Source organism: Streptomyces poriferorum, from assembly GCF_019399235.1.
GTDB lineage: Bacteria > Actinomycetota > Actinomycetes > Streptomycetales > Streptomycetaceae > Streptomyces > Streptomyces poriferorum.
In genome coordinates this window covers 20,820-33,388 of sequence record NZ_JAELVH010000055.1, presented here as the reverse complement: position 1 = coordinate 33,388, position 12,569 = coordinate 20,820, and the positions used below count along the sequence as shown (strand labels likewise).

At 69.2% G+C, this 12,569-nt stretch carries 9 protein-coding genes; 5 read left to right on the top strand and 4 right to left on the bottom strand.

Going from position 1 to position 12,569, the window contains the following annotated elements; genetic code table 11:
* Window positions 1-45: 45 nt before the first annotated feature.
* Both JGS39_RS12760 and JGS39_RS12755 read right to left on the bottom strand, forming a co-directional pair.
* Window positions 46-837, bottom strand: coding sequence for an MIP/aquaporin family protein (locus JGS39_RS12760; protein WP_219568980.1), 792 nt, complete (start codon window positions 835-837; stop codon window positions 46-48).
* Between the two features lie 230 nt (window positions 838-1,067).
* Window positions 1,068-1,832 carry an IclR family transcriptional regulator gene (locus tag JGS39_RS12755; protein WP_236063397.1) on the bottom strand — a complete coding sequence of 255 codons (765 nt, stop codon included), beginning with the start codon at window positions 1,830-1,832 and terminating at the stop codon, window positions 1,068-1,070.
* Window positions 1,833-2,071: 239 nt separating this feature from the next.
* On the opposite strand from JGS39_RS12755, the gene metH reads away from it, so the two are divergent.
* From metH to JGS39_RS12740, 3 genes are all read left to right on the top strand, one after another.
* On the top strand, window positions 2,072-5,584 hold the full coding sequence (gene metH / locus JGS39_RS12750; RefSeq protein WP_219568978.1) for a methionine synthase: 3,513 nt from the start codon (window positions 2,072-2,074) through the stop codon (window positions 5,582-5,584).
* A 118-nt stretch (window positions 5,585-5,702) separates the two neighbouring features.
* Window positions 5,703-6,404 (top strand): HAD family hydrolase, encoded by a 702-nt coding sequence (locus JGS39_RS12745; protein ID WP_219568977.1) that lies wholly within the window; start codon window positions 5,703-5,705, stop codon window positions 6,402-6,404.
* Window positions 6,405-6,776: 372 nt separating this feature from the next.
* Entirely contained in the window at window positions 6,777-8,372 is a 1,596-nt protein-coding gene (locus JGS39_RS12740; RefSeq protein WP_219568976.1) for an ABC transporter substrate-binding protein, read from the top strand.
* Window positions 8,373-8,406: 34 nt separating this feature from the next.
* Here JGS39_RS12740 and JGS39_RS12735 read toward each other — a convergent pair whose 3' ends face one another.
* Complete coding sequence (locus tag JGS39_RS12735; RefSeq protein WP_148016141.1) at window positions 8,407-9,078, bottom strand: response regulator; 672 nt, start codon at window positions 9,076-9,078, stop codon at window positions 8,407-8,409.
* 9 nt (window positions 9,079-9,087) lie between these two features.
* Window positions 9,088-9,933, bottom strand: coding sequence for a RecB family exonuclease (locus JGS39_RS12730; protein ID WP_236063405.1), 846 nt, complete (start codon window positions 9,931-9,933; stop codon window positions 9,088-9,090).
* Between the two features lie 172 nt (window positions 9,934-10,105).
* On the opposite strand from JGS39_RS12730, the gene JGS39_RS12725 reads away from it, so the two are divergent.
* Together JGS39_RS12725 and JGS39_RS12720 are read left to right on the top strand one after the other, a co-directional pair.
* The gene (locus tag JGS39_RS12725) at window positions 10,106-11,356 is read left to right on the top strand and encodes a site-2 protease family protein (protein ID WP_219568974.1); all 1,251 of its coding nucleotides are present in this window, start codon (window positions 10,106-10,108) and stop codon (window positions 11,354-11,356) included.
* Between the two features lie 62 nt (window positions 11,357-11,418).
* Window positions 11,419-12,327, top strand: coding sequence for a tRNA (adenine-N1)-methyltransferase (locus tag JGS39_RS12720; RefSeq protein ID WP_219568973.1), 909 nt, complete (start codon window positions 11,419-11,421; stop codon window positions 12,325-12,327).
* Window positions 12,328-12,569 lie beyond the last annotated feature (242 nt).

Below are 12,569 nucleotides of genomic sequence, written 5' to 3'. Positions count from 1 at the left end.
GGAAGTCTGTGTGGTCGTGGGGGTGACGGCTGTGAACCCTGCGGTTCACGCGAAGGCGAGGTTGTAGAGCCCGCCCGCGAGTGCGCCGCCGACGAGCGGTCCGACGACGGGGATCCAGGCGTAGCCCCAGTCGGATCCGCCCTTGTTCGGCAGCGGAAGCAGCGCGTGCACGATACGCGGACCGAGGTCGCGAACCGGGTTGATCGCGTAGCCCGTCGGGCCGCCGAGCGAGAGACCGATGGACACGACCACCAGCGCGGTGATCAGCGCGCCGAGCGTGCCGATCCCGTTGCCGTCGTTGTTGAGGCCCTGCGTGAGGATCGCCAGGACCAGCACCATCGTGGCGATGATCTCGGTGAAGACGTTCTGCACGGCGTTACGGATCTCGGGACCCGTGGAGAACACGCCGAGCACCGGTCCGGCCTTGGGGGCCGCGGCCTTGTCGACCATGCCCTCCTCACCCGTATGGGCGCTCAGGATCTCCGGATCGGTGAGATGGGCCCGGAACTGTCCGTAGTAGGCGAGCCAGACCAGCACCGCGCCGATCATCGCGCCGAACAGTTCGGAGACGAGATAGAGCGGTACGTCACTCCACTTGGTGCCGCCCTCGATCGCCAGACCGATGGTGACAGCCGGGTTGAGGTGCGCTCCGGATACGCCGCCGACCATGTAGGCGCCGGTGAGCACAGCGAAACCCCACCCGAAGGTGACGGCGAGCCAGCCGGCGTTCTGCGCCTTCGAGCGCTTGAGCGTGACGGCGGCACAGACACCGCCGCCGAGCAGGATGAGTACGGCGGTACCGATGGTCTCGCCGATGAAGATGTCGGAGCTGGACACCCGCGACTCCTTTGTCCTTCGTCCAGGGAAGCCGAACCCCGGGTCCCTCCGGTGGTCCGCGCCCTCATGTGAGGGCGTTGCCGGCCTTGGCTCTGCCACACCCTAACGCGTATTTCCGTTAGGCGTTCGACAATGCCGACCGATGAACGGCAGTGTTTCCCCCAGGTGAATGGGGCGTCAAGGGGTGTGTGTTCTATAACTCGATCGTTACCGATGATCCCGCAGGATGATCAGAAGCGCCTGGCGCCCAGATCCCGGGAGACCGCGCGGGCGCAGTCCCGTACCGCCGCCACCAGCTCCGGCCGCAGCTCCCCGTCCGCGCACACCCGCTCCACCGCGCCGGTCACGGCCACGGCTCCCACCGGCATCCGGCGCCGGTCGTGGATGGGGGCGGCCACCGCGGCCACGCCCTCCCAGGTCTCCTCCACGTCGGCCGCCCAGCCCCGCGCGCGGGTCAGGTCGAGCATCGACTCGAACTCCTCCGGATCGGTGACCGTGCGGGGCGTGAAGGACTGCCGCTCGGCCTCCAGGGCCTCCGTGTGGGCCACCGGGTCGTAGGCCGAGAGGACCTTGCCCAGGGCTGTGGAGTGCAGCGGCTGCATGGCCCCGACCTCCAGGACCTGGCGGCTGTCGTCGGGCCGGAAGACGTGGTGGACGATCAGTACGCCCTGCTGGTGCAGAACGCCCAGGTGGGTGCTCTCGCCGCTGGAACGGGCCAGGTCGTCCGTCCAGACCAGCGCCCGGGCCCGCAGCTCGTGGACGTCCAGATAGCTGTTGCCCAGCCGCAGCAGCTCGGCCCCCAGCTGGTAGCGCCCGGACGCTGCGTCCTGCTCGACGAAGCCCTCGTGCTGGAGGGTGCGCAGGATTCCGTGCGCGGTGCCCTTGGCCAGGCCCAGGGAGGAAGCGATGTCGGACAGTCCCAGCCGCCGCTCGCCGCCCGCCAGCAGACGCAGCATCGCCGCCGCCCGCTCCAGCGACTGGATGTTCTTGGCCATCGCGCCGTACTCCTCCACCTTGGTTCGACAATGCTGAACAGTATCGGTCGATGCCGACCCATGCTCGATCGCAAGAGAATTCTGCGGCACTCCGACACCCCGGACGAACGCCTGAACAGCATGCAGTCCGATTCGTGGGACAGAGTGACCGCCCGGGACGCCGCCCGGCTACCCTGGCCGGGTGCGCCTTCCGCCGAAGCCGCAAAGCCGACAGCCGTCGCATCCCAGGGAGTACATCCATGGCCTCGTCGCCGACCCCTTCCGCCGACAGCCGGAACCGAGCCGCAGCCCTCCGTGAGGCGCTCGCCACCCGAGTCGTGGTGGCCGACGGTGCCATGGGCACCATGCTCCAGGCACAGGACCCCACGCTCGAGGACTTCGAGAACCTCGAAGGCTGCAACGAGATCCTGAACGTCACGCGCCCCGACATCGTGCGCTCGGTGCACGAGGAGTACTTCGCCGTCGGCGTGGACTGCGTGGAGACGAACACCTTCGGCGCGAACCACTCGGCGGCCAACGAATACGAGATCGCCGACCGGATCGTCGAGCTTTCCGAGGCGGGCGCGCGCATCGCCCGCGAGGTCGCCGACGAGTTCACCGCGAAGGACGGCCGCCAGCGCTGGGTCCTCGGCTCCGTGGGCCCCGGCACCAAGCTGCCCTCGCTCGGCCACATCGCGTACGACGTGCTGCGGGACGGTTACCAGCAGAACGCCGAGGGCCTGCTCGCCGGCGGCGCCGACGCCCTCATCGTGGAGACCACGCAGGACCTGCTGCAGACGAAGTCCAGCCTCATCGGCGCGCGCCGGGCGATGGACGCCCTGGGCATCGACGTGCCGCTGATCTGCTCGCTCGCCTTCGAGACGACCGGCGTCATGCTGCTCGGCTCGGAGATCGGCGCCGCGCTGACCGCCCTGGAGCCGCTGGGCATCGACCTGATCGGGCTGAACTGCTCGACGGGCCCGGCCGAGATGAGCGAGCACCTGCGCTATCTGGCCCGGCACTCGCGTACCCCGCTGATGTGCATGCCGAACGCGGGCCTGCCCGTGCTGACCAAGGACGGCGCGCACTTCCCGCTCGGGCCCGAGGGGCTCGCGGACGCGCAGGAAGCCTTCGTGACCGACTACGGCCTGTCCCTGATCGGGGGCTGCTGCGGTACGACGCCCGAGCACCTGCGCCAGGTCGTCGAGCGGGCCCGCGACCTCACCCCCGCTGTCCGCGACCCGCGCCCCGAGCCCGGCGCCGCCTCGCTCTACCAGACCGTGCCGTTCCGCCAGGACACCTCGTACCTCGCGATCGGTGAGCGTACGAACGCCAACGGGTCGAAGAAGTTCCGCGAGGCCATGCTGGAGGCCCGCTGGGACGACTGTGTGGAGATGGCCCGCGACCAGATCCGCGAGGGCGCGCACATGCTCGACCTGTGTGTGGACTACGTCGGCCGCGACGGTGTCGCCGACATGAAGGAGCTGGCCGGACGGTTCGCCACGGCCTCCACCCTGCCGATCGTGCTGGACTCCACCGAGCTGCCCGTGCTGCGGGCCGGTCTGGAGAAGCTCGGCGGGCGCGCGGTCCTGAACTCGGTCAACTACGAGGACGGCGACGGCCCCGAGTCGCGCTTCGTCCAGGTCACCCGGCTCGCCGCCGAGCACGGCGCCGCGCTGATCGCCCTGACGATCGACGAGGAGGGCCAGGCCCGCACCGCCGAGCACAAGGTCGCCATCGCGGAGCGGCTCATCGAGGACCTCACCGGCAACTGGGGCATCCAGGAGTCGGACATCCTCATCGACTGCCTCACCTTCACCATCTGCACCGGGCAGGAGGAGTCCCGCAAGGACGGCATCGCCACCATCGAGGCCATTCGCGAGCTGAAGAAGCGCCACCCCGACGTCCAGACGACGCTGGGCCTGTCGAACATCTCCTTCGGCCTCAACCCGGCCGCCCGTGTCGTCCTGAACTCCGTCTTCCTCGACGAGTGCGTCAAGGCCGGTCTCGACTCCGCGATCGTGCACGCGTCGAAGATCCTTCCGATCGCCCGCCTGGACGAGGAGCAGGTCAAGGTCGCCCATGACCTGGTCTACGACCGCCGCGCCGAGGGCTATGACCCGTTGCAGCGGCTCATGGAGCTGTTCGAGGGCGTCAACATGAAGTCGATGAAGGAGGGCAAGGCCGAGGAACTCCTCGCCCTGCCGCTCGACGAGCGCCTCCAGCGCCGGATCATCGACGGCGAGAAGAAGGGCCTGGAGGCCGACCTCGACGAGGCCCTGCAGACCCGTCCGGCTCTGGACATCGTCAACGACACCCTGCTGGAAGGCATGAAGGTCGTCGGCGAGCTCTTCGGCTCCGGCCAGATGCAGCTGCCGTTCGTGCTCCAGTCCGCCGAGGTCATGAAGACCGCGGTGGCCCACCTGGAACCGCACATGGAGAAGTCCGACGCCGAGGGCAAGGGCACCATCGTGCTGGCCACGGTCCGCGGCGACGTCCACGACATCGGCAAGAACCTCGTCGACATCATCCTGTCCAACAACGGCTACAACGTCGTCAACATCGGCATCAAGCAGCCCGTCTCCGCGATCCTGGAAGCCGCGGACGAGCACCGCGCCGACGTCATCGGCATGTCAGGTCTCCTGGTCAAGTCCACCGTGATCATGAAGGAGAACCTCCAGGAGCTCAACCAGCGCAAGCTGGCCGCCGAGTACCCGGTCATCCTGGGCGGCGCCGCCCTGACCCGCGCCTACGTCGAACAGGACCTCCACGAGATCTACGAGGGCGAGGTCCGCTACGCCCGCGACGCCTTCGAGGGCCTGCGCCTGATGGACGCGCTCATCGGGGTCAAGCGCGGTGTTCCGGGCGCGGTCCTCCCCGAACTGAAGCAGCGCCGTGTGCCCAAGCGCGACACGGCCGTGCTGGAGGTCGAGGAGCCGGAGGAGGGCGTGCGCTCCGACGTCTCCATCGACAACCCCGTCCCCACCCCGCCGTTCTGGGGCAGCCGCGTCGTCAAGGGCATCCAGCTCAAGGAGTACGCCTCCTGGCTCGACGAGGGCGCGCTCTTCAAGGGCCAGTGGGGCCTCAAGCAGGCCAGGGCCGGTGACGGACCGACGTACGAGGAACTGGTCGAGACCGAGGGCCGCCCGCACCTGCGCGGCTGGCTCGACAAGCTGCACACCGAGAACCTCCTCGAAGCAGCGGTCGTCCACGGCTACTACCCCTGCGTCTCCAAGGGCGACGACCTGATCCTGCTCCACGAGGACGGCTCCGAGCGCACCCGCTTCACCTTCCCGCGCCAGCGCCGCGGCCGCCGCCTGTGTCTCGCGGACTTCTTCCGCCCCGAGGAGTCCGGCGAGACGGACGTCATCGGCCTCCAGGTCGTCACCGTCGGCTCGAAGATCGGCGGCGAGACCGCCAAGCTCTTCGAAGCCAACTCCTACCGCGACTACCTGGAGCTGCACGGCCTGTCCGTCCAGCTCGCCGAGGCACTCGCCGAGTACTGGCACGCCCGGGTCCGCTCCGAGCTCGGCTTCGCGGGTGACGACCCGGCCGACGTCGAGGACATGTTCGCGCTCAAGTACCGCGGCGCGCGCTTCTCCCTCGGTTACGGTGCGTGCCCGGACCTGGAGGACCGGGCGAAGATCGCCGACCTGCTCCAGCCCGAGCGGATCGGGGTCCACCTGTCGGAGGAGTTCCAGCTCCACCCCGAGCAGTCCACCGACGCGATCGTCATCCACCACCCCGAAGCCAAGTACTTCAACGCGCGGTAGGACTCCGTTCGACGCGCGGTAGCAGCACGAGTCGTACACTGGTCGGTCCAGTGCAGGCCGGTCGCCCTCCTCCGGGAAAGGCGGCCGGCCTTCTCGTCCCTCATGGAAGGTGTGCCGGATGACCAGTACGATCCCCGCGTCCCCGACCCGTACGGCCGAGGGCGCTGCCCTGCAGGCCGTGTTCCTCGACATGGACGGCACACTGGTCGACACCGAGGGCTTCTGGTGGGACGCCGAGGTGTCGGTCTTCGCCGATCTGGGACACCGTCTCGACGAGGCGTGGAAGGACGTCGTCGTCGGCGGTCCGATGACCCGCAGCGCCGGATACCTCATGGACGTCACCGGGGCGGACGTCACCCTCGACGAACTGACCGTGCTGCTCAACGACCGCTTCGAGAAGCGCATCGCCGACGGTGTGCCGCTGATGCCGGGAGCGGCCCGGCTGCTCGCCGAGCTCGCGAGACACGAGGTTCCCACCGCGCTCGTCTCCGCCTCGCACCGCCGGATCATCGACCGGGTCCTGGACTCGGTGGGCCGCCACCACTTCGCGCTCACGGTCGCGGGCGACGAGGTCACCCGCACGAAGCCGCACCCGGAGCCCTACCTCACGGCCGCGAGCGGCTTCGGGGCCGACCCCCGGCTCTGTGCCGTCATCGAGGACACCGCGACCGGCGTGGCCGCGGCGGAGGCCGCGGGATGCCGGGTGGTCGCCGTGCCGTCCGTTTCGCCGATCGCACCGGCCGCCGGCCGGGTCGTCGTCGGATCGCTCGAAGAAGTCGATCTCGCGTTTCTCCGGGGCCTGGTCACCGGAATGCGGTGATGTGCGCACCGAGAGTATTTCTGTGAATGTACGGAAAAGCTCTCGCGAAAAGGCGTGCGTTTTATGTCGCACCATGGTGTCGATAAGGCGGGGACACGTCAAAGCGGAAGCGTGTCCGCCGCGTGACTTTCGTCACTCATCGGATGGCCGGGGGGTGGCTGAAATCTGCCGGGCCGCCCACCGGGCGTACCCAAGTGTCCTGATTGATGAATCCGTGTACGAATCATTCCGGGAGATTCCGGGAGCGGGAAATTTACTCGCCGTTGACTTCCCGGGCTCTCTGATTGTCCGGGCCGCGGAACCGGTCCGGCCCCATCGGCGGCGGCTACTAATGTCGTTTTCTCCATGACCGCATGAGGGAGAACGTCCACGATGAACCGCAAGACTCTGGTGCTGCCGGCCGTCGTCGGCCTGCTCGCGCCCGTACTCGCCGCCTGTGGCGCGTCGGACGGCGGGAGCGGTGGCAACGGTGCCATCGTTGTCGGCACTACGGACCAGTTCGTCGCCTCCGAGGAAGCCCCGGCACCCCTCGACCCGGCCATCGGCTACGAGGCGGGCGTCTGGAACGTGCTGCGGCAGACGGTCCAGACCCTCATGCATGTCCCCCGGGGCGGCGGTCTGCCGGTGCCCGAGGCGGCCGAGAGCTGCGCCTTCACGGACACGGCCAACGAGAGCTACCGCTGCAAGCTGCGCGCGGGACTCGAATTCGCCGACGGCAGAGCGGTCACCGCCGAGGACGTCAAGTACTCCATCGACCGCGTCGTCCGGATCAAGTCCACCAACGGACCCGTGTCCCTGCTCAACAACATCGACACCGTCGAGACCAAGGGCGACCGAGAGGTCATATTCCATCTCCGGACCTCGGACGCGACCTTCCCGTACAAACTCTCCACGCCGCCCGCCGGAATTGTCCAGAAGGACAAATACCCGGCGACCTCCGCGCGCAGCGGTTTCCAGGTGGACGGTTCCGGCCCGTACACCATGAAGCCCGAAGTGAAGAACGATCAGGTCGTGAAAGTCGTCTTCACCAAGAACCCCCGTTACAAGGGCGACCTGAAGGTGCTGAACGACAAGGTCGAACTCGATCTCTTCCCCGACGCCACCGCCATGGGCAAGGCGCTCGACGAGAAGAAGATCGACATGATGACCCGCACCATGTCGCCCGGGCAGGCCCAGCAGATGCTGGAGAAGCCCAAGGAAGACGTCAAGCTCACCGAGATGCCCGGCCTCGCGATCAGCTACCTCGGCTTCGACACCGAGGACCCCGCCGTGAAGAACAAGGCGGTCCGCCAGGCCATGGCCCAGATCATCGACCGCGGTCAGATCGCGAGCGAGGTCTACGGGACGACGGCCGAGCCGCTGTACTCACTGATCCCGTCCAGCATCACCGGGCACACCAACTCGTTCTTCAACAAGTACGGCGAGCCCAGCGCCACCGAGGCCGCCGCCATCCTGAAGGACGCCGGGATCCACACGCCGGTGAAGTTCACCCTCCACTACACGACCGACCACTACGGCGAGGCCACCGCCGCCGAGTTCCGGACACTGAAGAAGCAGTTCAACGACACCGGACTGTTCGACATCACCATCGAAGGCACCCCCTGGGCGAAGTACCGCCCGGCCGAGGTGCGCGGCGACTACGCCGCCTACGGCATGGGCTGGTTCCCCGACTTCCCGGACCCCGACAACTACACGGCGCCGTTCCTCGACAAGGACAACTTCCTCAACTCGCCCTACCGGTCGACCGTGGCCCAGAAGACCCTCATCCCGCAGTCCCGCCGCGAGGACGACCGCAGCGCCGCCACCAAGACCTTCCAGCAGCTCCAGGACATCGTCGCCGAGGACGTCCCCGTCCTCCCGGTCTGGCAGGGCAAGCAGTACGTCGCCTCCCGCGAGGGACTCACCGGCGTCGAATGGGCGGTCAACTCCTCCGCCGACCTCCAGCTGTGGGAGCTCGGCCGCAGCTGACACGCGATGCCGCCCCGGCCCCGGCCCCGAAGGGTCACTGGGCGCCGGGGCGCACCAGTCCGCTCTCGTACGCGTACACCGCGGCCTGGACCCGGTCGCGCAGCCCCAGCTTCGTCAGCACATGACCCACATGCGTCTTGACGGTGGTCTCGCTGACGAACAGATCGGCGGCGATCTCCGCGTTCGACAGGCCGCGTGCCACCAGCTTCAGGACCTCCACCTCACGGTCCGTGAGCGTGTGCAGGGTGTCCGGGACCGGCTCCTCGCCGGACGGCAGATGGTCCGCGTACTTGTCGAGCAGCCGGCGCGTGATGCTCGGCGCGAGCATCGCCTCGCCACCGGCGACCACCCGGATCGCCTGCACCAGCTCATTGGCCGGGGCGTCCTTCAGCAGGAAGCCGCTGGCGCCGGCGCGCAGCGCCTCCACCACGTACTCGTCGAGATCGAACGTCGTCAGCACCAGCACCTTCGCCGGGCCGTCCCGGCCCGGACCGGTGATCTGGCGCGTCGCCTCGACGCCGTCCATCCGCGGCATCCGGATGTCCATCAGCACCACATCGGGCTGCAGCGCCCGCACCTGGTCGAGCGCCTGGAGACCGTCACCGGCCTCGCCCACCACCGCGAGGTCGCCCTCCGCCTCCAGAATCATCCGGAAGCCGGTGCGCAGCAGCGGTTGGTCGTCGACCAGTAGGACGCGGATTGCCACGGAATCTCCTCAATGTCCTTCAAGGGCACCGGGCCGGCCGGTGTCAGCCCGGACCGGGTCCATTCTGCCCTGGACATCCTGCGTCGACTCCGCCGGGCGCACCGACAGCGGATACACCGGGGGAGTCCCACCGAATTCGGGACAGAGTGCCTGATGGTCGCACCAGCCGCACAGCTTCGTCGGCCGCGGCCGCCACTCGCCCGTCTCCGTCGCCAGCGAGATCGCGTCCCACAGCGCCAGCAGCTTGCGCTCCACCCGCTCCAGGTCCGCCACCACCGGGTCGTACGTCATCACGTCGCCGCTGCCGAGGTAGACCAGCTGGAGCCGGCGCGGCACCACGCCCTTGAGCCGCCAGATCACCAGCGCGTAGAACTTCATCTGGAAGAGCGCGCCCTCCGCGTACTCCGGACGCGGCGCCTTCCCCGTCTTGTAGTCCACGATCCGGACCTCGCCCGTCGGCGTCACGTCGATCCGGTCGATCACCCCGCGCAGCCGCAGACCGGACTCCAGCTCCGTCTCGACGAACATCTCCCGCTCGGCCGGCTCCAGGCGCGTCGGATCCTCCAGCGAGAACCAGCGCTCCACCAGCCGCTCCGCCTCCGACAGCCATCGCGCGAGCCGCTCGCCCTCCGGGTCCTCGGCGAACAGCTCCGCCAGCTCCGGCTTCGACTCCAGCAGCCGGTCCCACTGGGCCGGGATCAACGAGGTGGCCCGCCCCGGCGTGCGCTCCGGCGCGGGATTGTCGAACAACCGCTCCAGCACCGCATGCACCAGCGTGCCCCGGGTAGCCGCCTCGCTGGGCTTCTGCGGCAGCTTGTCGATGACCCGGAAGCGGTACAGCAGGGGGCACTGCATGAAATCGCTCGCCCGCGACGGCGAAAGGGACGAGGGCGGCTGAGGCGGCCGCGGTACTGAGGTCATGACGAAGACCCTACGACCCGCCACTGACACCGATCGGCATACCATCGACCACAGACCCTCGAACACTGCATGATCGTGCCGAAACGGCACCGACCGAAGGGACCTCGTGGACGAGAGCGGCAACAGCGGGCGGCCGCAGCCCGGCCCAGGGGGTACGGGCCCCGGCGGCGGCCCCGACAAGGGCGCCCCGGGACACAAGGAGGATCCGGGAGGCGGCATCCTCATGGGCCGCCCCTTCGGAGTGCCCGTCTACGTGGCGCCCAGCTGGTTCGTCGTGGCGGCCCTGATCACCTGGGTCTTCGGCGGCCAGCTCGACCGTGTCCTGCCCGACCTCGGCGCGGCGCGCTACCTGGTCGCCCTCTTCTTCGCGATCGCGTTCTACGCCTCGGTGCTCGTCCACGAACTCGCCCACACGGTCGCCGCCCTGCGCTACAAGCTCCCGGTCCGCCGGATCCAGCTCCAGTTCTTCGGCGGCGTCTCCGAGATCGAGAAGGAATCCGAGACGCCCGGCCGCGAATTCGTCCTCGCCTTCGTCGGTCCGCTGCTCTCCCTGGTCCTGGCGGGCGTCTTCTACGTCCCGATGAAGTTCGTCGAGGCCGGCACCGTGCCCGGCGTGCTGCTCGGCGGACTGATGATCTCCAACCTCATCGTCGCCGCGTTCAACCTCCTGCCCGGCCTCCCGCTCGACGGAGGCCGGATGCTCCGCGCCGTCGTCTGGAAGATCACCGGCCGCCCGATGAGCGGCACCGTCGCCGCCGCCTGGGTCGGCCGCGCCCTCGCCGTCGTCACCCTCGTCGGCCTGCCCCTCCTCACCCACACCGACGTCCTCGGGAGCGGCAACCGAGAGATCAGCGGCATGGACACCGTCACCGACGCCCTGCTCGCCGCGATCCTCGCCGCCATCATCTGGACCGGCGCGGGCAACAGCCTGCGCATGGCCCGGCTCCGCGAACACCTCCCCGACCTGCAGGCCCGCGCCCTCACCCGGCGCGCCGTCCCGGTCGAGGCCGACACCCCGCTCTCCGAGGCCCTGCGCCGGGCCAACGAGGCAGGAGCCCGCGCCCTGGTCGTCGTCGACGGAACCGGCGAACCCCAGGCCGTCGTCCGGGAGGCCGCCATCGTCGCCGTCCCCGAACACCGCCGCCCCTGGGTCGCCGTCAGCGGCCTCGCCCAAGACCTCACCGACGGCATGAAGGTCTCCGCCGAACTGGCCGGCGAGGCCCTCCTGGACCGCCTCAAGGCCAGCCCCGCCACCGAGTACCTCGTCGTCGAGGACACCGGTGAGATCTACGGAGTGCTCTCCACCGCCGACGTCGAGCGTGCGTTCGTCGCCGCCATGGCCCGCCCCGCCGCCTGAAGGCCGTAGCCCCCGCCGGGGCGGGCGGTCGGAGGCCCCGCAAACACCGGTACGCTGGTCACATGTCTGAACCGACCGGTGCCGCCCGCCGACGTGGGCCCTTCAAGGTCGGGGACCAGGTCCAGCTCACCGATCCCAAGGGACGCCACTACACCTTCACGCTCGAAGCCGGAAAGAACTTCCACACCCACAAGGGTTCTTTCTCGCACGACGAGCTGATCGGTGCTCCCGAGGGCAGTGTTGTCCGTACCACGGGAAACGTCGTCTACCTGGCGCTGCGCCCCCTGCTCCCCGACTACGTCCTGTCCATGCCCCGCGGCGCCGCCGTGGTCTACCCCAAGGACGCGGGTCAGATCCTGGCGTTCGGCGACATCTTCCCCGGCGCCCGCGTCGTGGAAGCCGGCGTCGGATCCGGCGCACTGTCCACCTTCCTGCTCCGCGCCATCGGCGAGCAGGGCATGCTGCACTCCTACGAGCGCCGCGAGGACTTCGCCGAGATCGCCCAGCAGAACGTCGAGCGCTACTTCGGCAGCCCGCACCCCGCATGGCAGCTCACCATCGGCGACCTTCAGGACAACCTGACGGAGACCGACGTGGACCGCGTCGTCCTGGACATGCTCGCGCCCTGGGAGTGCCTGGACGTCGTCTCCAAGGCGCTCGTCCCCGGCGGCATCCTCTGCGCGTACGTCGCGACCACCACCCAGCTCTCCCGGACGGTCGAGTCCATCCGCGAGATCGGCTGCTTCGCCGAACCGCAGCCCTGGGAGTCGATGATCCGCAACTGGCACGTCGAGGGCCTCGCCGTGCGCCCGGACCACCGCATGATCGGCCACACCGGATTCCTGGTCACCGCCCGCCGGCTGGCCGACGGAGTCCAGCCCCCGCCGCGCCGCCGCCGCCCCTCCAAGGGCGCCTACGGCGATGACTACACGGGCCCGGGCAGCCAGAGCGGCTCCGCGACCCGCGACTGAGACCGCCCGCAGATCTGAGCCGGGGTGTGCCTTCGGCGCGCACCCCGACGTACCGGCGCCGCCGCCGGGTTCCCGGACCGACCCGGGAACCCGGCGGCGGCGCCTTTTCGTTGCCCATGAGTGCGCGTTGAACGCCGGGCGGGATCCGTGGCGACCCCACCGTTCCACTGCCGTGTGAGGTGTGGCACGATGCTGGCCACCCCCACCCCGCCGCCGACGTCCCGCCGACGGCACTGCCTTTC